The organism is Pseudoflavonifractor phocaeensis, from assembly GCF_021531815.1.
Classification (GTDB): domain Bacteria; phylum Bacillota; class Clostridia; order Oscillospirales; family Oscillospiraceae; genus Lawsonibacter; species Lawsonibacter phocaeensis_A.
The window spans coordinates 111,155-131,083 of record NZ_JADYUM010000006.1 but is presented as its reverse complement, the minus strand read 5'-3'; the positions used below and the strand labels follow the sequence as shown (position 1 = coordinate 131,083).

Annotated in this window: 22 protein-coding genes; 14 read left to right on the top strand and 8 right to left on the bottom strand. The window is 58.6% G+C overall.

The window, feature by feature from the left end; translation table 11 throughout:
* Window positions 1–89 precede the first annotated feature (89 nt).
* Together I6E42_RS05540 and I6E42_RS05535 are read left to right on the top strand one after the other, a co-directional pair.
* Complete coding sequence (locus tag I6E42_RS05540; RefSeq protein ID WP_235370936.1) at window positions 90–1,025, top strand: aldehyde dehydrogenase family protein; 936 nt, start codon at window positions 90–92, stop codon at window positions 1,023–1,025.
* A gap of 475 nt (window positions 1,026–1,500) precedes the next feature.
* Complete coding sequence (locus tag I6E42_RS05535; RefSeq protein ID WP_235370935.1) at window positions 1,501–2,256, top strand: MBL fold metallo-hydrolase; 756 nt, start codon at window positions 1,501–1,503, stop codon at window positions 2,254–2,256.
* Window positions 2,257–2,398: 142 nt separating this feature from the next.
* On the opposite strand, the gene I6E42_RS05530 is transcribed toward I6E42_RS05535, so the two are convergent.
* From I6E42_RS05530 to I6E42_RS05520, 3 genes are read right to left on the bottom strand one after another with little or no spacing between them, the layout of a single operon-like run.
* A complete protein-coding gene (locus tag I6E42_RS05530; protein WP_235370934.1) occupies window positions 2,399–2,722 on the bottom strand; it encodes a hypothetical protein in 324 nt (107 codons plus the stop codon).
* Window positions 2,719–3,006, bottom strand: coding sequence for a phage holin family protein (locus I6E42_RS05525; protein ID WP_235370933.1), 288 nt, complete (start codon window positions 3,004–3,006; stop codon window positions 2,719–2,721). The genes I6E42_RS05530 and I6E42_RS05525 overlap by 4 nt, the downstream gene beginning before the upstream one ends.
* Window positions 3,007–3,044: 38 nt before the next feature.
* On the bottom strand, window positions 3,045–3,365 hold the full coding sequence (locus tag I6E42_RS05520) for a hypothetical protein (RefSeq protein ID WP_235370932.1): 321 nt from the start codon (window positions 3,363–3,365) through the stop codon (window positions 3,045–3,047).
* A gap of 162 nt (window positions 3,366–3,527) precedes the next feature.
* Between I6E42_RS05520 and I6E42_RS05515 the strand changes: the two genes are divergently transcribed.
* From I6E42_RS05515 to I6E42_RS05475, 9 genes are all read left to right on the top strand, one after another.
* Window positions 3,528–3,992, top strand: a complete 465-nt coding sequence (locus tag I6E42_RS05515) for a helix-turn-helix domain-containing protein (RefSeq protein WP_235370931.1) — start codon at window positions 3,528–3,530, stop codon at window positions 3,990–3,992.
* Between the two features lie 619 nt (window positions 3,993–4,611).
* Window positions 4,612–6,225, top strand: coding sequence for an ABC transporter substrate-binding protein (locus I6E42_RS05510; protein WP_235370930.1), 1,614 nt, complete (start codon window positions 4,612–4,614; stop codon window positions 6,223–6,225).
* A 158-nt stretch (window positions 6,226–6,383) separates the two neighbouring features.
* A complete protein-coding gene (locus I6E42_RS05505; protein ID WP_268841892.1) occupies window positions 6,384–7,343 on the top strand; it encodes an ABC transporter permease in 960 nt (319 codons plus the stop codon).
* An 18-nt stretch (window positions 7,344–7,361) separates the two neighbouring features.
* A complete protein-coding gene (locus I6E42_RS05500; protein ID WP_235370928.1) occupies window positions 7,362–8,255 on the top strand; it encodes an ABC transporter permease in 894 nt (297 codons plus the stop codon).
* A 14-nt stretch (window positions 8,256–8,269) separates the two neighbouring features.
* A complete protein-coding gene (locus I6E42_RS05495) occupies window positions 8,270–9,334 on the top strand; it encodes an ABC transporter ATP-binding protein (protein WP_235370927.1) in 1,065 nt (354 codons plus the stop codon).
* 1 nt (window position 9,335) lies between these two features.
* Window positions 9,336–10,379 carry an ABC transporter ATP-binding protein gene (locus tag I6E42_RS05490; protein WP_235370926.1) on the top strand — a complete coding sequence of 348 codons (1,044 nt, stop codon included), beginning with the start codon at window positions 9,336–9,338 and terminating at the stop codon, window positions 10,377–10,379.
* A 15-nt stretch (window positions 10,380–10,394) separates the two neighbouring features.
* Complete coding sequence (locus I6E42_RS05485) at window positions 10,395–12,041, top strand: FAD-dependent oxidoreductase (RefSeq protein ID WP_235370925.1); 1,647 nt, start codon at window positions 10,395–10,397, stop codon at window positions 12,039–12,041.
* Window positions 12,029–13,138: a Gfo/Idh/MocA family protein gene (locus tag I6E42_RS05480; RefSeq protein WP_235370924.1), complete on the top strand. Its 1,110-nt coding sequence runs from the start codon at window positions 12,029–12,031 to the stop codon at window positions 13,136–13,138. The genes I6E42_RS05485 and I6E42_RS05480 overlap by 13 nt, the downstream gene beginning before the upstream one ends.
* A gap of 46 nt (window positions 13,139–13,184) precedes the next feature.
* On the top strand, window positions 13,185–13,634 hold the full coding sequence (locus tag I6E42_RS05475) for a NanQ anomerase/TabA/YiaL family protein (protein ID WP_235370923.1): 450 nt from the start codon (window positions 13,185–13,187) through the stop codon (window positions 13,632–13,634).
* A gap of 82 nt (window positions 13,635–13,716) precedes the next feature.
* Here I6E42_RS05475 and I6E42_RS05470 read toward each other — a convergent pair whose 3' ends face one another.
* Together I6E42_RS05470 and I6E42_RS05465 are read right to left on the bottom strand one after the other, a co-directional pair.
* Window positions 13,717–14,403, bottom strand: a complete 687-nt coding sequence (locus I6E42_RS05470; protein ID WP_235370922.1) for a D-lyxose/D-mannose family sugar isomerase — start codon at window positions 14,401–14,403, stop codon at window positions 13,717–13,719.
* Between the two features lie 39 nt (window positions 14,404–14,442).
* The gene (locus tag I6E42_RS05465) at window positions 14,443–15,264 is read right to left on the bottom strand and encodes a carbon-nitrogen hydrolase family protein (protein ID WP_412761286.1); all 822 of its coding nucleotides are present in this window, start codon (window positions 15,262–15,264) and stop codon (window positions 14,443–14,445) included.
* A 358-nt stretch (window positions 15,265–15,622) separates the two neighbouring features.
* Here I6E42_RS05465 and I6E42_RS05460 point away from each other — a divergent pair, with 358 nt between their 5' ends.
* Complete coding sequence (locus tag I6E42_RS05460) at window positions 15,623–16,606, top strand: 3-hydroxyacyl-CoA dehydrogenase family protein (protein ID WP_235370920.1); 984 nt, start codon at window positions 15,623–15,625, stop codon at window positions 16,604–16,606.
* A 140-nt stretch (window positions 16,607–16,746) separates the two neighbouring features.
* Here the strand turns inward: I6E42_RS05460 and I6E42_RS05455 are convergent, their stop codons facing one another.
* The 3 genes from I6E42_RS05455 to I6E42_RS05445 all read right to left on the bottom strand — a co-directional run bounded on the left by I6E42_RS05455 (window position 16,747) and on the right by I6E42_RS05445 (window position 18,386).
* A complete protein-coding gene (locus I6E42_RS05455) occupies window positions 16,747–17,592 on the bottom strand; it encodes a sugar phosphate isomerase/epimerase family protein (RefSeq protein WP_235370919.1) in 846 nt (281 codons plus the stop codon).
* Window positions 17,593–17,607: 15 nt separating this feature from the next.
* Entirely contained in the window at window positions 17,608–17,958 is a 351-nt protein-coding gene (locus tag I6E42_RS05450) for a VOC family protein (RefSeq protein WP_235370918.1), read from the bottom strand.
* 200 nt (window positions 17,959–18,158) lie between these two features.
* Window positions 18,159–18,386 (bottom strand): polysaccharide deacetylase family protein, encoded by a 228-nt coding sequence (locus I6E42_RS05445; RefSeq protein ID WP_235370917.1) that lies wholly within the window; start codon window positions 18,384–18,386, stop codon window positions 18,159–18,161.
* A 30-nt stretch (window positions 18,387–18,416) separates the two neighbouring features.
* Here I6E42_RS05445 and I6E42_RS05440 point away from each other — a divergent pair, with 30 nt between their 5' ends.
* Window positions 18,417–18,644, top strand: coding sequence for an IS3 family transposase (locus I6E42_RS05440; protein ID WP_235370916.1), 228 nt, complete (start codon window positions 18,417–18,419; stop codon window positions 18,642–18,644).
* Between the two features lie 279 nt (window positions 18,645–18,923).
* On the top strand, window positions 18,924–19,868 hold the full coding sequence (locus tag I6E42_RS05435; RefSeq protein ID WP_235370915.1) for a VanZ family protein: 945 nt from the start codon (window positions 18,924–18,926) through the stop codon (window positions 19,866–19,868).
* Window positions 19,869–19,929: the final 61 nt, after the last annotated feature.

The window sequence follows — 19,929 nt, the reverse complement described above, 5'->3', positions numbered from 1 at the left end:
ATTCTGAACTCACGCGCAAATGCGCGGGTTCGGTCTGCCGCCGGTGCCGTCAAGAGTTATGCGCAAATTTGTTTGCAGACTCCGGCTGAATGAGGTCAGCCGGCATTAAGCCGGCTAGTGACACCCCTCTCTCTACCCTTTATGTGGGCGAGATTTGCAAACGAATCGGCCTTCCCAAGGGCGTCATGAATATCGTTTGCGGCCCATCCAACGTAGCGGCGAAAACCCTCAACACCAGCACGATCCCCAGCATGATCACCCTGATCGGTTCCAGCGATACAGGCCGCCGGGCAATGAATGAGGCGTCCTCCACTTCGGTCAAACGGTTCTCTATGGAACTGGGAGGAAACGCTCCGGTCATCATCATGCCTGATGCGGATTTGGACCTGGCGGTAGACAATACGGTCAATATGAAGATGTGGAACGCCGGACAGGACTGCTGCAACTACAACCGAATCTATGTGCATGAGGATATTTACGAAACTTATCTGGAAAAGGTGACACAGGCTGTAAAAGCAGTAAAATGCGGAGCCAAACACGATGAGGGAATGGTTATGGGTCCTATGATTACCCGCCACGCCCGCGACCGTATGTTTGAACTCGTTGAGGACGCCGTTGAAAAGGGTGCGTCTGTGCTGTGCGGCGGTACGGTACCCAAAGGATTAGAGGCCGGAAACTTTATGGAGCTCACCTTGCTGCGTGACGTGACCGAAGATATGCGGGTCAGCCGGGAGGAAATATTTGGGCCGATTATCGCCGTGAGAAAGTTCAGTAGCCTGGACGAAGCATTGGAAAAGGCGAATGATACTGATATGGGGTTGGCCTCGTACTTCTTCGGCCATGACGCCCGGGACATTGCCAAGGCATTTGAAACGCTGGAAACAGGGGACGTGTTTGTGAACGGAGGAAACGGCGGCGCCCATACGCCTCATATCGGAATGAAGCAGTCGGGCATCGGTTGTGACCAATCACGCTGGAGCCTGGAGGAGTATTTCCAACTCAGGCGTATGTCCATGGTCCCGTGAAATGCCCGCATGACTGGGAGCAACGCATAGATCGAAAATACATGACATGGTAAGAAAGGCTTATCATGGTATCCTGGTAGCGAGTATCCGCGCGGAAAGGAATCCCGGCTGTGGAAAACCGGCTGTTTCCGTGGACACAAAATTGGCGGAGAACGTGCGCAGGGATTAAATCAAGACGAACTATGCGGATCCGTCCGGAGATTAGCGACGCCTGCCGGGCATATTAATCATTTGGATATGGTATCTCTCTCAGACAGCGGGTGTGGTCCATGGGTATGACAAACCAAATGTGGTTTGATGATATATTCTTTACTTACTTCCTCAGAGCTGAGCGGCTTCGAAAAGAAGCCGCTCAGCTCGCTGTTGGGACATTTGGGGATCTCCCCGAAGGGTAGCTGGAGAGGGACGCGGCGGTTCCCGGGAAAGCACGGACTTGGGCCGGATAACAAGGCGTTTGCGGAGGAGGAGAAGGACATTGCGCACATATTTCTATGATATGACCAACAGCGGATTGTATCTGTACTGTCAGGGAACGGGGCTGCTGATCGACGGGCTGTATGGCCAGGGACCGTATCAGTGCTTTTCTCCCTTCCCGGAGCAGCTGCACCGGCAGATGAGAGAGGGCACAGGACTGTTCGCCCATCTGAACGGTCTGCTGTTTACCCATGACCACGGGGACCACTGCGACCCGGACCAGCTGTACTACCTGCGGATCACGAGGCCGGAGCTGCCTGTATATGGATATGGGATGCGGGGGAACACATGGGAGATGTTGGAAGGGGAAAGGGACCGTCCGAGGCTGAAAACCGGCCCCTTCACCGTGACGGTTCTGGATACGGTCCACGAGCAGGCGGGCGGAAACTGTGACAAGGCTCTGTTCGGCCTGCCAAACTGCATGCTGCTGCTGGAGACAGGGGAGGAGAGGTTCCTGCTGACCGGGGACGCTGTGCTGGGTGGGAAAGAGGCAGAAGCGGTGGAGGAGTTTGGGACGCTGGATGCGGTATTCAGCAACCCCTTGCAGCTGGCCACCCATAGAAAATGCGAATTTTACCGGCACATTTCCATGAGACGGCTGCTTCTGACCCATCTCCCTGCTCCGGCGGACGATTGGTGCGGCTACTGGACGCTGGCACGGCAAGTGTGCCGGGACCGGGTTTTTGGGACCGTGCGGCCGGAGATCATGGAGCAGATGAGCTGGCTGGACGGAGCGGCGCCGGATTGGGCAAAGTGAAACCGGAGCGGGATATGTGGAAAAGGGCTGCCGCGGCAGCCCTAGTAAATGATATAGGAAAAACGGGGCGCCATCTGAAGATGACGCCCCGTTTTTTAGAATGTTTCGGTTGAAGTGTCCAGTGGCTGCCGGATGCGGAGGTTTACGCCTTCGTCTCCTCTGCCTGGGCAAGGGCCAGATCGTCGGCCTGACACTGGGCGGCGGTCTGGTCAAACAGGGCGCGGTCCCGGGTCTGATAGGCCTTGGTCAGAGCCTCGTAGTGACGGCCGATGAAGCGGCGGATCTGGGCCTCCTCCCGGTCCAGCTGGGGATAATCCTGGTGAAGGGCGGCGTAGTCCAGACCGTCGGGACCATACTGCTGTCTGCCCTCCCGGGCGTCGGACAGGAACATGGCCAGGGCGACGGTCAGGTCGGAACAGCTGTTTTTCGCGGAGGTCTGAAAAATGTCGTAAAGATATGTGTTCATTCGGTGAGCTCCTTTTCGTTTTTCTCGTTGAGTTGTTTTTTTGCCTGGTCGGCGCCGGTAGCGGCCAGACCGGAGACGATACCCACTGCCAGAGCCGTCAAAGGATCGCCGGCGGGGAAGCCGTCCACAGCCAGGTACAGTCCGGCCAAACCCAGGACGCCGCCGCAAAGGCCGCACAGGATGGGAATACAGCGGTCGCTGAGCCAGGGGACGGCCTTGACTGTCAGACCGGCCAGGTAGCAGATAACGGTGATGGCTGCTACGGAAGCGATTCCAAATTCCATAAGATCACCTCCTTCCGGTCCAGAGCTGGAGGCCCAGGTCACCCATCCCGGACCTCCAGTTCCCGCAGGTCCTCCACCAGTTTGGTCACGGTGCCGTTGCCCCCCAGGGCGTGGTACTCCCGGTAGAGGGCCTCTACGTTTTCCAGCCCGTGGAGCGTGATCCAGCCCCGTTCCGCGTTGTGGTAGTAGGACTGTACGATGCGGTCCCGGAGCAGGGCCTGAATGCCCCGCTCTGTGGCCTGCTGGCGCAGGTCGGCCCGTTTCTGGCGCCGGTATAAAAGACGCATCCCGGCGCTGAGCGCGGCGGCCCCCAGTCCGCAGGCCCATTGGACCCAGTATTTCAGAATTGTATCCAGCATGGGAGACCCCTCCTCGTATATAGCCGGAACCGGGGGAAAAGGTGCCCGGTGGAATACACCGAACAAAAAATGCCTGCGCTTTGCGGATCATGAGTTTTAAGACTTGATGCTTTGTTTCGCAAGCATTATAATGGAAAACAACTTTCAAAGGAGGTTTTCCTTATGGTCACCATGGCACAGCGCATAGAGGAGCTGCGCGGCGAGCGGGGACTGAGCCGTCCGGCCCTGTCTGCCGCGCTGGGATTCCCCAAGAACGCGGTGGAGAAGTTTGAGACGGGGAGGGCGACCCCTACCCGGGAGCAGCAGGAGAAAATGGCGTCCTATTTTGGGGTGTCCATATTCTATCTGAAGGGGGAGAGCAGCGACCGGACCAGCCAGGAGACCTGGATGGACGCGGCTTATAAGGAGGAGGAGTCTGCTTCTGTCTCCGCGCCCCGGCGGGCTTCCCGGCCCGCGGCCCAGTCTGTCCGGTCCGGCCAGGAGCAGAATACGGTGTTTGACGCCCTGCTGGGCAGCAAGGCATTTCAGGACATGGTGCGGGCCACTGTGTTGGAGGTGCTGCGTTCCCGGGAGGGACAGGAGCTCCTGGAGCGGACGGTCCGAAAGGAACTGGACCGGCAGCGGTAATCAAAAATAGCATGCAAAACAGTGGGAGGCCGGGAGCCTCCCGCTGTTTTTGTATCCGGAGACGGGGGGAGGCAGGGGTATGAAGAAAAACACATCACTCTGAGAAACCGGAACCGGTACCGCGGGAAGCGGGAGACCGGGCGCAAATTGTGCTTTGGACATCGGCTGCGGCGGAAAGACGAAAATGGAACGGATGGGTCGAACCCGGAAGGACCGGCGTCCGCCCGGAATATTTTCAGCGGCGTTTCGAGAGAAAAACGGCGGCGGGGCAGAAAAATTGGGGAATTTACACGATTTGAGGAAAAATGAAAAGATTCAAAGGGGAAAACAGCGAAATTGACAATAAAACGAGATAAAAAGTTCTTTCAACTGACAGGACTGACAGAAAATGGAGCGGTTTTTTCGTGGTTTGGGATTGCTAATTAAGCGTAATTGTGGTACGATATAAAAAATCCCCGAGATGCCACCGGCTTTTTGTGTAATTCGCCTCTGGCCCTTGACCTGTGAGGGGAAACCGGTCCGGGCCGCGTCCAGGCGGAAAAAAGCGGGGACGGCGGGGGGATTCCTGCGGCAGCGGAAACGTTGCCAGTCACAACGAACGAAAAGGAGCGACGATTTCATGAAGAAAAAACTGTCTCGTGCACTTGCGATGCTGCTGTCCGTCTCTATGCTGGCTGCTATGCTGGCCGGCTGCGGCGGCAAGACTTCCAGCAGTTCCGGCACTGCTTCTGCCGGCGCCTCCAGCGCCGCGGGGAGTTCGGCCGGGGCTTCCGCCGATGTGCTGAAGCTGGCGGTCACCACCGGTGACGGACAATCCACGGATGACAAGATCCCCACTCCCTGGTATAACCGTACCTTTGCTGCGAACCTGATGTTCCGCAGCCTGTTTGTGGCCGACAGCACTTTGACCAAGACCAGCCCCGATCTGGCTGAGAGCTGCACCATCAGCGATGACGGCCTTACTTACACCATTACCCTCAAGGACGGCCTCAAGTGGTCTGACGGTGAGGCGCTGACTGTGGATGATGTGGTGTGGTCCATTGAGACCGCCAAGAAGGCCGCTCAGGTCAACCCCAACTACTCCACCGCCTTCAGTTACATCAGCAGCCTGTCCGCCGAGGGCAACGTGATCACTATGGTGCTCACCAGCCCCTATTCCGCCATGATGGACGTGCTGGCTCAGTTCGCGATCCTGCCCAAGCACTGCCTGGAGAAGGCCGATCCTCTGAGCATCGAGTCTGATCCCTATTGGGCCAAGCCCGTGTGCTCCGGCATGTACTGTGTGGATGAGCTGAACGTGGGCAACTATTTCACCATGAAGGTCAACGAGCACTATGAGGGCGCCGCCCCCAAGATCCAGAAGATCCAGGTTTCCTTCGTTTCTGACTATGTTACCGCTGCCCAGTCCGGCATTGCCGACTATGTGTACGGCAACGACGCCAACCTGGTCAATACGCTGAACGGCATGGATAACTACACCGGTTATCAGATCGACCAGCTGTTCTACAAGTATTTCATCTTCAACATGAAGGGCGTGGACGGCAAGGAGAACCCGGCAATGCAGAACGTTCTGGTCCGTAAGGCCCTGATGGAAGCGATCGACCGCGCGGCTCTGGCCAACCTCTACCCCTCCGCCTCCGTCCTGAACGGCGGCGTGCCCAACACGGACGAGGCCTATAACGGCTTTGAGTGGAAGTATGATCTGGATCAGGCCAAGGCCGACCTGGCCGCTTCCGGCTACGACATGAACCGCACCCTGCGCATCTGCTACTACAACAATGACCAGACCTCTGTGGACCTGATCAATACCGTGGTCTACTATCTGGAGCAGCTGGGCCTGAAGGTCGAAGCCACCCTGTCCAACGACGGCACCACCGACCTGTTCACCACCCGTGACTACGACATCGGCTTCAAGGGCAAGAGCGCTTTTGCCATGAACGAGTGGTACACCGAGTATCTGAGCACCGACGGCCTGTTCTCCAACATCTACGGCGGCGATGCCTCCTTCGACGCCCTGGTCGCTGACCTGATGGCCGCTACTGACAGCGCCAGCCGCAAGGCCGCTCTGACCGCCCTCCAGAATCTGGAGCAGGAGCTGGTTTACAAGGTCCCCATGTTTATCGTCGGCACCTATGTCTTTGTCAGCGACCACGTGAAGCTGCCCGACGGCGTGTCCTTCTGCAACCCCTTCTACTCCTGCGATCTTGACTTTGCCAACTGGGAGTTGGCCTGATTCCGATTCCTGTCATTTCTTAGCATATTCCCGCGATAAACTGTAAAACGGGGGAGAGGCGCTTCCGCACCTGCGCCTCTCCCCTTCCTTACCAAGCGTACCTCCCGCGTTCCAAAGCCGCACCCTTGCCGATGATTGGATTGGAGTGAAGTAATGCTATGCTTAAGTATATCCTAAAGAAATTACTTATGATGATTCCAATGCTGCTGATTATCAGCTTCATTGTTTACATGGGTCTGCGCTCCACCGGCGTAGATCCCATCAACTTCCTGGTCAGCCCAGACGTGATTGCGGCAAATCCGGACAATATTGAGGCGCTGCGGGAGAGTCTGGGCCTCAATGATCCCCTGATTGTCCAGTATGGCCGTTGGCTGGGCGATCTGCTGCGGGGCAACCTGGGCTATTCTCTGGACGGTACCCCCATCCTGCAGACGGTCGCTACCCGTTTGCCCTATACGCTGGAGTTGTCTGCCTATGCCATGCTGTTCAGCGCCGTGATCGGCATCGGGATCGGTATCATCAGCGCCATCCGGCAGAATGGCATCGTGGACTACATCGGCCGCGTGCTGGCGGTGCTGGGACAGGCTGTTCCCCAGTTCCTGGTGGGCATCCTTTTGATCTGGATCTTTGCCATCAAACTGGGATGGTTCCCCGCTGCCAACCGTGTCAGCCCCGATGCCACCAACGCCTTTGTGGACGCCTTTATGCACCTGTTCCTGCCGGTGCTGACTCTGACCATCGGCATGGTGGCCGTGCTGATGCGCTACGCCCGCAACACCATGCTGGACGTGCTCAACAGCGACTACATTAAGACCGCCCGCTCCAAGGGTATCCCCGAGTGGAAGGTGTACCTGAAGCACGGCTTCCGCAACGCGATGAAGCCGGTTCTGGTCATTCTGATGTTCCGTATCCCCGCCCTGATCGGCGGTTCCGTGGTCATCGAGACGGTGTTCTCCTATCCCGGCATCGGCATCACCATGACCAACGCCATTACCAGCGGCGATTACCCCGTGGTTCTGGTGACAACTTTGATTATTGCCGCTACCATGCTGATCTGTTCTTTCATGGTAGACGTATTTAACGCGCTGCTGGATCCCCGTGTCCGGCTGGACGGCTGATGAGAGGAGGAGCAGGCTGTGAGTGAAGCGAAAACGATGAGCATCAAGGAACAGAACAAAGGCGCCGCCACTTCTCTGATGAAGAAAAACATCCGAAAGTTCCTGCGCAACAAACTGGCTGTGTTTGGCCTGGTGGTCGTGGCACTGATGACCATTGCGTGTGTGGTTGCTTTTATCGGTGGGATCGATTTCCGCACCCCTGATATGGCGAATATGCGTGCTGCGCCCAATTCTGCCCACATGTTCGGGACAGATACCATTGGCCGCGACCTGTTGGCCCGCGTGCTGGTAGGCGGATGCTATTCTATTTTCATTGGCGTGTTCTGCGCAGTGGCCAGCAATGTCCTGGGTGCTGTTCTGGGAGCGATTGCCGGCTATTTCGGAGGAAAGATTGACGCACTGTTGGTGCGTTTGTCCGAATTGTTCCAGGCCTTCCCCCAGCTGGTCCTGGTCATGATGCTGGTGGCCATGCTGAAGACGCGCGGCCTGGGCAACCTGCTGTTGATTTTTGTGATTACCGGCTGGATGACCACCTTCCGTATGGTCCGCAACGAGTTTATGAGCCTGAAGGGCGAGACCTACGTCAAGGTTTGCGAGGCCTTCGGCATGTCCAAGTCCAACGTGATGTTCAAGCAGATCCTGCCCAACGTCATGACCCCCATCATCGTGTCCACCACCACCAACGTGGCTTACTTCATCCTCCAGGAGGCATCCCTGAGCTTCATCGGCCTGGGCGTGGCCGATTCCACTCCCACCTGGGGGAACATCCTCAATGCGGCGAAGAACCTTCAGGTGGTCCAGAATCAGTGGTGGATCTGGGTGTTCCCCGGTCTTGCCATCAGCCTGTTCGTGCTGGCCATCAACTTTTTGGGCGATGGTTTGCGCGATGTGCTGGACGCCAAGCAGCAGTAAGGAGGTAGGCCAGTATGGATAGTAAGGATATTATTCTGGACGTAGAAAATCTGAATACCACCTTCATTTCCGACCGGAAAAAAATCCGGATCGTGAAGAACGTCTCGTTCCAGCTCAAGCGGGGCTCCGCCCTGGCCGTGGTAGGCGAGTCCGGCTGCGGCAAGAGCGTGACCATGAATTCCATCATGCGTTTCCTGGGACGTAACGCCATCATCGAGGCGGATAAGATCCAGTACAACGCTCTGCGGGACGGCAAGGTCACGGAACACCGGCTGGAACAGATCGAAAAGCCCCACGGCCCCGAGATGCGCGCCCTCCGCGGCCCCGAGATGTCCATGGTGTTCCAGGACCCCATGTCCAGCCTGAACCCCGTCTATAAGGTGGGCGACCAGGTGGCCGAGGGCCTACTGCAGCACAACAAGGGCATGACCAAGGCCCAGGCCCGGGAAAAGGTGCTGGAGATGTTCCGCAAGCTGGGCATCCCCGACCCCGAGGAGCGCATCGACTGCTACCCCCACCAGTTCTCCGGCGGCATGAAGCAGCGCGTGGTCATCGCCATCGCCATGATCTGCAACCCTGAGCTCATCATCTGTGACGAGCCCACCACCGCTCTGGACGTGACCATCCAGGCCCAGATCATGGAGCTGCTGAAGGAGATGCAGGTCAAGGACGGCAAGAGCATCATCCTCATCACCCATAACATGGGCCTGGTGGCTGAGATGGCCGACGAGGTGTGCGTCATGTACATGGGCCGTGTGGTGGAGTTCGGCTCTCTGGAGGATGTGTTCGACCGTACCAGCCACCCCTATACCCAGGCCCTGCTGCGCAGCGTGCCTGTGCTGGGCCTGGCTGACGGACAGAAGCTGGAGACCATCCCCGGCGCCACCCCCAACCCCGCCGACCTGAAGGGCGGCTGCGAGTTTGCCGACCGCTGCCCCTTCTGTACCGACGCCTGCCGCGAAAAGGACATCCCCATGTTCCAGCTGTCTCCCGGACACCGGGTGCGTTGCCTGAAGTATCAGGATTACCCCGTGGCCGAGGGCGGCGAGGTCCAAGGCGAAGTTGCGGAGGTGCAGTAAAATGAGTGAAAACAAGGAAATCATCTTTAAGGTAGAAAACCTCCGTACCTGGTTCCCTATCACCAAAGGCGCGTTCAAGAAGGTGGTGGGCCATGTCAAGGCTGTGGACAATGTCAGCCTGGAGGTCTATAAGGGCGAGACGCTGGGCATCGTGGGCGAGTCCGGCTGCGGCAAGTCCACCTTCGGCAAGACCCTGATGATGCTGGAGAAGGCCACCGGCGGCCAGGTGCTGTTCAACTATGACGGCGAATTCCGGGACATCACCAAGTTCAATAAGGACGAGATGTTCGAGTTCCGCAAGAAGGTCCAGATGGTCTTCCAGGACCCCTACTCCGCCCTGAACCCCCAGAAGAAGATCTATACCTCCTTTGAGGAGCCCCTGATCGTCCATGGCATGAAGGACCAGGCCCAGCGGGAGGCACGGATGCAGGAAGTGCTGAAGATGGTCAACATCCAGCCGGACTACCTGATGCGGTATCCCCACGAGTTCTCCGGCGGTCAGCGCCAGCGCCTGTGTATCGCCCGGGCTCTGGAGGTCATGCCCGAGGTGCTGATCTGCGACGAGCCCGTTTCCGCCCTGGACGTGTCCATCCAGGCCCAGGTGCTGAACCTGATGAAGGACATCCAGAAGGAGCTGAACCTGACCTACCTGTTCATCGCCCACGACCTGAGCGTGGTGCAGTACATGTCTGACCGCATCGTGGTCATGTATCTGGGCAAGATCGTGGAGGTGGCCGACTCCCGGGCCCTGTATGACGAGCCTCTGCACCCCTATACCCGCGCCCTGTTGTCCGCCATCCCCGTGCCCGACATCCACAACACCAAGAAGCGCCAGGTGTTGGAGGGCGAGGTGCCCAGCCCCATCCACAAGCCTTCCGGCTGCGCGTTCCACAACCGGTGTCCCCATTGCATGGAGATCTGCAAGCAGGTGGACCCGGAGCTGGCGGTCCAGAACACCGAAAACGGCCACATGGTGGCCTGCCATCTCTATGCCCAGGCACAGGAAAAAACACAGCCCGAGCAGGCGGCGGAGCAGACCGTCTGATTCAGGAGGAATGGTATGACCCTTCCATTAACACATAGCTTTGATGTGCTGGTGGTGGGCAGCGGAATTGCCGGCATTACCGCCGCCCTGGAGGCGGCGGAGGCCGGCTGTTCCGTTGCTTTGGCGGCTGGCGGAGGACTGTTTTCCGGTTCCAGCTTTTACCCCGGCACTTGGGGCCTGGGATTGATCGGGCCCGAAGATGAGACGGACTTGCCGGACCTGGCCCGCACCATTCAGAAGGTGGGCTGCGGGATGGCCAGCCGGCCCCTGGTGGAGACGTTTGCTGCGGGGATCCATCCTGCCATCGAAAAGGTGCGGGGGATGGGCGTGAAACTGCGGCGGGCGGCCCAAAAGGATCAGCGGGAATTTATTCCCTGCTTCGACCACAAGACCCGGGATTGGAACGGGATCGAGTTTGACAGTGCCCGGCAGGTATTCGGAGGCCGTTTGGAAGCCCTGGGCGTTCAAATATTGGAACACTGTGAGGCGCTCCAATTGGTCCGTGCCAAAAACCGGGTGTGCGGCGCTGTGATGCTGTACCGGGGCGGGCTTTGCTATTTTGGCTGCCGGGCGTTGGTACTGGCCACCGGCGGATACGGCAGTATTTTCCGGTATCACCTGTGCACGGAGGACGTGTCTGGAATAGGACAGGCCATGGCGCTGGAGGCAGGCTGCACGCTGGTAAACATGGAATTCATGCAGATGATGCCGGGCTACCTGAACCCTGCGCCCAAGACTATTTTTAATGAAAAAACCTTCCGCTTTACAAACCTGCGCCGGGCGGACGGTAGGCCGCTGCTGCCGGAGGACGGGGAAACACAGCGCCTGTTAGACCTCAGGTCCACCCACGGCCCCTTCACCTCACGGTTGGATTCTAAGCAGGTGGACATTGCGCTGTTCCGGGCGTTCCAAGAGGACCAGCGGGGCGTGGAGGTCACATATTCTCAGGAGATGCGGGAGAATCCACCGGAGTTTATCACCACATATTTTGATTGGTTGGCCCAAGCCAAGGGGCTGACAGCCGACGACCCAATCCACGTCGGGATCTTTGCCCACGCGGCGAACGGAGGCGTGAAGATCGCGCCGGATACCTCCACCGGAGTCCCGGGACTGTTTGCCTGCGGCGAAGTGACCGGCGGCATGCACGGGGCAGACCGGATCGGCGGACTGTCCACCGCCAATGGACTGACCTTTGGCGGAAAGGCGGGGCGTGCGGCCGCGGCGGCGTGTCAGGACGCTCCGAATGCTCCGGCGGAATGTGAATTCCAGGGCTGGACCTGTCCGGATGAAGCGGCCATGACCCGGACGCTCCAGGAAGCGATGTTCCGGGACGCCATGGTACTGCGCTGCGAGTCTGGACTTCGAAGAGCCTTGGGAACCGTGGAAGAACTGGAAGGAAAACTGCATGGCCAGCCGTCCCTTCAGCCTCTGGAAGTAGCCAAGGCACGGCGGCTGGAGTGCCGACTGGTCACTGCCCGCTGCGTGCTGCAGGCGGCTTTGCTGCGCAGAGAGAGCCGTGGATCGCATTATCGTGAAGATTTCCCGGAAATGGACCCTGCGCAAGAGCGGCAAATTCAAATTTGCGGAGATCACGAGAATCTGAGCGTCCATTTTGCGGCGCCATTCTGTGAAGAAAAGAGGAACCATCTATGCTGCGACTAGGCTTTGCCGGTATTGGCACCATTGCCATGGATTATCTGGGACTGATTTGTGATGGACGGGTCCCGTCTGTGAAAGTGACCGCCATGAGCGGACGCACACCGGCCGGCATGAACCGGGCGGTGTGCGCGTATCCGTCGCTGGCCGGGGCGAAGCAATTTACCGATTATCAGGAGATGCTGGCCTCAGGTGAGATTGACGCGGTGATGATCTGTACGCCCCACGGACAGCATCCTGCCATGGCGAAGGCTGCCCTGGAGCAGGGACTCCATGTGTTGGTGGAAAAGCCGGTCGGCATCCATATGCCCGAAGTTCATCAGGTGGAAGATCTTTTGAAGCAGCATCCGGACCTGGTTTGCGGCGTCATGTATAACCGCCGCATGTCCGGAGCCTATCGGAAGGTCAAGGAACTGATGGAGCAGGGTGCCGTGGGAGAACTGGTTCGGGCGACCTGGCTCATCACCAATCTCTACCGCACATGCGCCTACTATGGCTCCAGCCCCTGGCGCGGCACTTGGGCCAGCGAGGGCGGCGGCCTTCTGATGACACAGGCTTCCCATCAATTGGATCTGATGCAGTGGATCTGCGGAATGCCTGTCAAAGTGATGGCGCGCTGCGCCACGGTGGACCGGGATATTCAGGTCGAGAACGAGGCCGAGCTCTTTCTGGAATACGCCAACGGCGCCCATGGCCACTTCATTGCCTCGGCTCACGAGTGCCCCGGGAGCAACCGGCTGGAGATTTGTGGCACCCGGGGGCGGATCACTGTGGTGGAAGACCGGGAGGTCCAGGTGCTGCGTCTGGCACAGGATGAGCGGGAGTTCGCGCGCCAGTGTCCCAATCCCTTTGAAAAGGTACCGTTCACCCAGGAGACCCTGACCTTTGATGACAGCGACAATAAGATCCAGCAGGCGGCGATGCTGGAAAACTTCGCGGGCGCGGTAGCGGGGGCGCAGACGCTGGCCTGCCCGTTTGACCAGGGAGTCCGGTCGCTGGAGATCATTCAGGGGACTTATCTCTCCCACTGGACGCAGAAGGCCTGTGCCCTCCCGCCGGACGAGGCCGAATTTGACAACTGCTTCCGGCAAAAAATACAGTAATTCTGACTGGAATAAACGGATAAAATAAGGCAAAGAAGGCGAGATCGTGATCTATACAAATTTCCATCAAATGTCCCGGTATGAGCACCTCTCTCCCAACTTGGATACGGCGCTCCGGTTTCTGGCTTCCGCCGACCTGACCAAGCTGGAAATGGGCCGCAACGAGGTGGACGGCGACAACGTGTTCATCAACCGCTTTGATTACACCACCATGCCGGAGGAGCAGGCGGCCTGGGAGGGCCACAAGTATTACGCCGACATCCATGTGGTGCTGGAGGGCGAGGAGCGTATCGGCGTCACCGACGCGGCCGCCCTCACCGCCGGGGACTACGACGAGGCGGGAGATTTCATCCCCTACGAGGGACCGGTGGACGCCTGGGTCACCATGCGTCCCGGAGACATCCTGATCGTGTATCCCGAGGATGTCCACATGGTGAAGGTGCAGCGCAGCGGCCCCTGCCTGGTCAAAAAGGCCGTGTTCAAGGTCAAGGTATGACCAACTGACCGGGATCATTTGGTAAAAAAGGCCCGTCTGGAATTCCAGACGGGCCTTTTTCTATGCCGGGAAACGGAGCCGCCTATTCTCCTGCGGGGGGATATTCGGTGCACAGAAGGCGGTAAGGGGGTTCATCCTCGTCGATCTCCGGGAAGCGGCCCATGGGCTGATAGAACCGGTTGTCGTTCTGATCATCGTTGCACATGGAGACCTCCCCCAGCAGGACCGGACCTGTGCCCGGAACCACTTCAAAGTCGTGGTACAGGTAGGGGTAGATGGTGATGCTCTCGCCGGGATCCAGGCGGACCTGACTGCCTGCCTCCACCCAGTAGGAGCAGCCATCCTTACAGACCCGGACGTTGGTGTCCGCAAAGGTCTCGTCCGGGGCGGCGTTGTATACCCGAATCAGGATGGAGCCGCCTCCCCGGTTGATAATATCCTCCATCTTGTGCCAGTGGAAGTGCATGGGGGAGTACTGTCCCTCCTCCAGCATCAGCAGTTTTTCGGCGTAGGGCTTGGGGTAGCGGTCCGGCTGCTTCACATTTCCGTTGCGCAGGGTGATGAGGGTGAAGCCGGTCTTTTCAAATTCACCCAGTCCGTAGTCGGTCACGTCCCAGCCCAGCATATTGTCCCGGATCTCGTCATATTCATGGCCCTTTCCGGTCCAATCCGCCGGTGTCCAGCGGCAGAAGGGGGGAAGAACAAAGCCGTTTTGTTTGGCCAGGTGTTCCATGCGGCGGATGGCGCTGTTGATTTGAGAACGTTTCATCTGCAATCAGCTCCTTTTGTGCTGCGTTTGGACGAAAACTCAGAGAACGGGGCGGTATAAGCCGGGGCGCCGGGCAGATCGGATGGGAAGCTGCCGGCGGATGGACGGAACGCGGGCAAAGTCGACCTCAGACAGCAGAATCTCCTCCCCGGCTCCAGCCCGGGCCAGGACTGTGCCCCAGGGGTCCACCAAAATGGAATTTCCGTAGGAGACGTATTCTTCCGTCTCGTTTCGGGCGGGAGCAGTCCCCAGAGTGAAGATCTGGTTGTCCACCGCACGCTGGCGGAAGAGCAGCTCCCAGTGGGCGGGGCCGGTGGTCATGTTGAAGGCCGCGGGGACCAGGATCAGCTGGGCGCCCTGGTCAGCCATGGCTTTGGCCAGCTCCTGAAAGCGGAAATCAAAGCAGATGCACAGCCCCATCCTGCCAAATTCCGTCTCAAAGACCGTGACCTGATCCCCCGGGGTGAGGGTCTCCGACTCCCGGAACCGCTGGCCTCCCTCCACGTCAATATCGAACAAGTGGGCCTTTCGGTGCTTGGCGATCTGCCGACCCTCCCGGTCGAAGACATAGGAAGTATTGTAGACCTTTCCGCCGGAGAGCTCGGGCATGGAGCCGCCCACCAGATAGATGCGAAGCTCCCGGGCCATCCGGGACAGAAGGGACCAGGCGGGGCCGCCCTCCTCCTCGCCGTAGGCGCGGAAAAAACGGTTGGAGTAGGGGCAGCAGAACATCTCCGGCAGCACGGCCAGGTCGGTGCCCTTCCGGGCCGCCTGGGTCAGCAGCTCCCGGGCGTGGGTCAAATTCTGCTCTTTGTTGTGCACCACGTTCATCTGGATCATGGCAAGGCGCATCCATTCCACCACCTTGATTTTTGTCTATTTCAGTATAGCACATTGGGAGAAATCCGCAACCGGGAATTGGAATGAGCGCCTGGACGGGGCGGAGCGGGAACGGGCCTTCCGGGAGGAGGCCTTCTGGGAAGCTCCTGTGGAGACGGATGGGAATTTTGCGGTGACAGCTGCGGGACGCGGGCCATGTGTGCGGTGGACCGGCTGGGACAGGCAGAATCCGCAGAAACCGGAGGGGCAAATCCTTGATTTATAGCAGTATTTCAAGTATGCTTATACCAAGACAAGACAGGAAGAGGAGAACGGTTCTTGGAGGGTCGACCCCAGAAACGGCAGGCATGGACAAACCATCTGTTCAATGGAGGGAATTATGAAGAAGGATCAGAAAATTGCGGTGTTAGGTGCCGGGACCATGGGAGCCGGTATGGCCGCAACCTATGGGGCATACGGGTTTCCCGTCTGCCTGTACTCCCGTACGGAGGAGACCTTGCAGCGGGCGCTCCGGGTCATTGGGAACGCGTTGCAGCTCTTTGCCGAAGAGGGACTTATCGCATCCGGTGAGATCGAAGCTGCCTTCTCCCGGATCCGCTGTACCCGGTCTCTGGAGGAAGCGGTTTCCGGCGCGTGGTATGTGGTGGAAACCATCTCGGAGCGAAAGGACGCCAAAAAGACGCTGTATGAGGATCTGGACCGGATGCTGCCGGAGGACGTCATCATCGCCAGCAATACATCTTACATGGACATCTTCGCCCTTATGCCAGACCGCAGACAGCCCTACAGTATCATCTCCCACTGGGTCGCGCCGCCCCATATCATCCCCCTGGTGGAGATCGTGAAGGGTCCGGAGACGAAGGAAACGGTGGTCCAACAGGTGATGGAGCTCCACCAACAGTGTGATAAAACGCCGGTCCGAATTGAAAAATATGTGCCGGGCTTCATCTTGAACCGCCTGCAAAGCGCCATGACCAGAGAGGTGCTGTATCTGCTGGATGGCGGATATTGTTCCCCGGAGACCATTGACTTGGTTGCCAAATCCAGCCTCATGCCCCGGGGCATGCTGCTGGGCGTGGTACAGCGGATGGATTTTACGGGGCTGGACACGGTGGTCAACGGCCTGAAAAACGCCAGCTACAGCCCCGCGCCCGCCCCCGGCGGGGACAGTGCGATCTACCGCCTGGTGGAGGACGGCCAGTTGGGCGCGAAGAGCGGAAAGGGCTTTTATGACTATTCCGCTTTGGAGCCGCTGCAGACCCTTGACCTGCGGGACCGGCAGCTGCTGAAAAGCATCCGCCTCGCAAAAGCGTTTCTGGAGGAGCCTCTGGGGACACAGAGGGAGGATTGGGACCGGGACTAAGCGGGCAGACAGACCTGCCGGCGGGGGAAAACCGGAAAGATCCTGCCCGCCTGGAGCCTGGGTACAGCGTCTGAACAGGTTCCGTCCGGGCCTTTGGACAGACAAGCGCCGCACCTTTTCATAAGGTGCGGCGCTTTTTGTCAATGCTCGGTCAGAGCGCCGGCGGTCTTCATCACGGCCAAGGTCTTTTCCCGCGCCGCGGTGAGGCACGCATCCGTGGGGATGGCCTGAATGGCGGGGTCGAATATTTCGACGGAAACCGCGCTGTCGTAGCCGATCTGCTTCAGGTTTCTCAGCATGTCTGCGATGGGGACCACGCCGTCTCCGGGCAGATAGCTTTCAGAGCGGATGGCTTGGCCCGGCTCACGGGCGGGGCAGTCGCTGACGTGGACCATAAAAACCTGACCGTCCCGGGCGAGAAGGATGTCCTCCGGCTGGGAACCGAAGGCATAGTGGTGCCAGGTGTCTAAAAGGATGCCCACGTTGTGCCGGCCCACCGCGTCGACGATCTCCAGGCTCTGCCGGAAGGTCTTGACAGAGCTGTCGGGAAGCCCCATATATTCCAGCGCCAGGTTGACGCCGTAATGGTCCGCGACATCGGACAGCTGCAAAAGGGATTGGACGGTCTCCTGTTTGATCTCCTCCGGATCGTCCGTAGGAGCGCGGAACGAGGCGATGACCTCCACGCAGCTGCACCCAATGCTGCGGCAGCAATAAAACAGGTAATCACTCAATTCCTTCAGCATGCGCATGCCGCGGCGGTTGTTGAAGGAGATGCTTTCGATGGCGTTGACGCAGGCGGGTGTGACGCCGTGGTCTTTCAGAGCCCGGTCGATCTCCTCCAGGCTGTGGCCGGCGCGCAAGGTGCGGATCAGGCTCGCTTTGCGGATCTCCATGTGGGAATAGCCGTGTTCCGCGCAGGATGCGATGTGGGAAAACAGGTCCCCGTTTTGCATGATGGTCAGTTCATTCATACATAGCTGCATAGTTCGTTCTCCTTATTAAACGGTCAAATGGATGGAAAATCCGCCGAATTCCTGCTGCAGGTATACGAAGATGATCTTGCCGTCCTTGTCTCTGCGGATGGTATCTTCGTAGAAGGTGATCCCTTTCTGGGCAAGCTCCGCCATGGCCGCCTCTACGTCCTCGGTTTGCAGCGCCAAATGACCGTGGATCCCCCGCCGGGAATGCTTCATCACCTCAAAAATATCCCCGGCAAAAATACTCGCCGCCGATTCTGAGACCCGCTCCAGCCCAAAAATGTCGCACAGTTTGTCGGCCAGTTCACGGGCCTGCTGGTCCGTTTCGTTGTTGATCCCCACATGCTTGATCCGGTATGTCATCTGATCCACACTTTCATTCTGTTTCTTGGGCAGCTTCTCTGTCTCGCTGCTGTGATAATGTTGATTATATCATAGGACAGGGGCTTTGGCAAAAGAATTGGGGCAAACAGAAAAAAATAATCGGATGGCAAGGCCGGTATTGATTGGGAACAGGATCAAGCTTGCTTCTGCGCGTGCGGCGGGCGGAACCTGTCCCTTTGGGGCTCCCTTTATGCGGGGCACTGCCGCCCGGTGTGGTCGATGGTATATTCGCCGGTCAGGATCATTTGGGAGATGGGGACGAAGGTGTACCCCTCTTGAAGAAGAAATTCGATGATGCCAGGCAGCGCCTCCGGGGTGTGCTTGGCAGCGTTGTGGAACAGGACAATGGAGCCGGGGCAGACCTTGGAGGTCACCCGTTTGGTGATCTCTCCGGCGGACAGGTCCTTCCAATCCAAGCTTTCCACACAAAGCTGGAACGAGCAGGCATGACCCAGAGTATGTCCCGTGTGGGCAAGTGCATCGACAATGGGCCGATGGAGGGCTTTTGGGGCATTCTGAAGCGCGAGCGTTACTACGGCAAACGCTTTACCAGCCGGGAAGTCCTGGTGAATATGATTGAGGATTATATTACCTACTACAACACCAGGCGACTGCAGCGCGGTCTGGGCGTCCTCACGCCGCTTGAAAAGCATGAGTTGTATTTTGCGGCATAAACAAAACCGCAGATTCTGGATGGCAGCCATAGCTGTCTTCCAGAATCCGCGGTTGCCACAGCGCCGCAGCGCTGTGTTCCAATTTTATTTATTTCTTTGTCCTCTTGACGGGGTGCGGTTCACATTTGGTGCGGGGGGCTGCTTATTTCACTATTATCACTTTCGCAGACTGTACAGCAGTATTATTACCATTTTGCAAAAACCACAGGAAATCCATTGTGCCCTGTCCGGGTCCGAGGTAAAATGTGATTGGATCAAAATCTGTCACAGGAGCAAGTTATGAACCGAATTCCACCTTCCATCTTTCTGAAAGCCGCAGCCTGGGCCCCCGCCCTGCTGTGGTACCATGTGATCTGGCGCTTTTCCAACCAGACAGCGGCCGTCTCCGGCGACCTCTCAGACCGGCTGCTCTGGCGGCTGCTCCACCGGCTGTCCCCCAGCTTCGCGGCGGCAGACACCCTGACCCGGAACACCGCCGTTGAAGTGCTCTCCTTCTTTGAGCGAAAGGCCGCTCACATGTTTTTGTACTTTGTCCTGGCGCTGCTGCTCTGGTTTGCCCTGTCCTGGCTGCTGAAGGGCAAGGCCGTCCAGGGTGCTGTGACGGCCCTTTTCTGCACCGGACTGGCGGCTTTGGATGAGTTCCATCAGACCTTTATTCCCGGCCGCAGTGGGCAGCTGCGGGATGTCTGCATCGACTTCTCAGGCGCGGCTCTGGCTCTTGGGCTGGTGGCGCTGCTGCTGTGGGTGGGCCGTGTCCGCAGCAGGATGCCCAGGCCTGTTGTGTCACTTCCCGCGCTTTTACCGGGGGTGATCTGCCTGGTGGGGCTGGTCTTCGGACCCGGACTGTTCTCCTCTCCCCTGCTCCTCCAGCCCCTCCAAGGGCTGGCGACGCGGTTCGCCCCGGACTTCTGGTCCCTCAGCGACGCCGCGCGGCAGGAGCTTCTTGTCCGGCTCCTACCCATCACGGGGGATGTGTTCCGGCTGGGATTTTGCGGTCTGCTGGGCTGCGGCGTGGTATTGTCCTGCGCCCTGTGCGGTCTGAGACTGCCCGCCGGCGCCCTCCTGTCTCTGCCGCTGGCTCTGCTGGCCTGCGGCGCTGTCCATCTGGCGGCGGGCGGAGGAAATGCCGCCACCCTGCTTGCCATATCCGCCGTGGGCGTGGTGGTGGCCGCGCTCATCTGGGTTGTAGCATTGCTCAGCAGCCGACGTGCCAGATTGACCTGACTCTTTCTGTCTGTCCTTTCCCTCTTTTCGCGCCGTTCCATTCAAAAAACCAAAGCCTCCT

Bases quoted from the DNA above. Each gene is read 5' to 3' on its own strand.
- I6E42_RS05540 (WP_235370936.1), top strand. From the start codon at position 90: ATGAGGTCAGCCGGCATTAAGCCGGCTAGTGACACCCCTCTCTCTACC.
- I6E42_RS05530 (WP_235370934.1), bottom strand. From the start codon at position 2,722: ATGAACACATATCTTTACGACATTTTTCAGACCTCCGCGAAAAACAGC.
- I6E42_RS05525 (WP_235370933.1), bottom strand. From the start codon at position 3,006: ATGGAATTTGGAATCGCTTCCGTAGCAGCCATCACCGTTATCTGCTAC.
- I6E42_RS05520 (WP_235370932.1), bottom strand. From the start codon at position 3,365: ATGCTGGATACAATTCTGAAATACTGGGTCCAATGGGCCTGCGGACTG.
- I6E42_RS05515 (WP_235370931.1), top strand. From the start codon at position 3,528: ATGGTCACCATGGCACAGCGCATAGAGGAGCTGCGCGGCGAGCGGGGA.
- I6E42_RS05510 (WP_235370930.1), top strand. From the start codon at position 4,612: ATGAAGAAAAAACTGTCTCGTGCACTTGCGATGCTGCTGTCCGTCTCT.
- I6E42_RS05505 (WP_268841892.1), top strand. From the start codon at position 6,384: ATGCTTAAGTATATCCTAAAGAAATTACTTATGATGATTCCAATGCTG.
- I6E42_RS05495 (WP_235370927.1), top strand. From the start codon at position 8,270: ATGGATAGTAAGGATATTATTCTGGACGTAGAAAATCTGAATACCACC.
- I6E42_RS05490 (WP_235370926.1), top strand. From the start codon at position 9,336: ATGAGTGAAAACAAGGAAATCATCTTTAAGGTAGAAAACCTCCGTACC.
- I6E42_RS05485 (WP_235370925.1), top strand. From the start codon at position 10,395: ATGACCCTTCCATTAACACATAGCTTTGATGTGCTGGTGGTGGGCAGC.
- I6E42_RS05480 (WP_235370924.1), top strand. From the start codon at position 12,029: ATGCTGCGACTAGGCTTTGCCGGTATTGGCACCATTGCCATGGATTAT.
- I6E42_RS05470 (WP_235370922.1), bottom strand. From the start codon at position 14,403: ATGAAACGTTCTCAAATCAACAGCGCCATCCGCCGCATGGAACACCTG.
- I6E42_RS05460 (WP_235370920.1), top strand. From the start codon at position 15,623: ATGAAGAAGGATCAGAAAATTGCGGTGTTAGGTGCCGGGACCATGGGA.
- I6E42_RS05455 (WP_235370919.1), bottom strand. From the start codon at position 17,592: ATGCAGCTATGTATGAATGAACTGACCATCATGCAAAACGGGGACCTG.
- I6E42_RS05440 (WP_235370916.1), top strand. From the start codon at position 18,417: ATGACCCAGAGTATGTCCCGTGTGGGCAAGTGCATCGACAATGGGCCG.
- I6E42_RS05435 (WP_235370915.1), top strand. From the start codon at position 18,924: ATGAACCGAATTCCACCTTCCATCTTTCTGAAAGCCGCAGCCTGGGCC.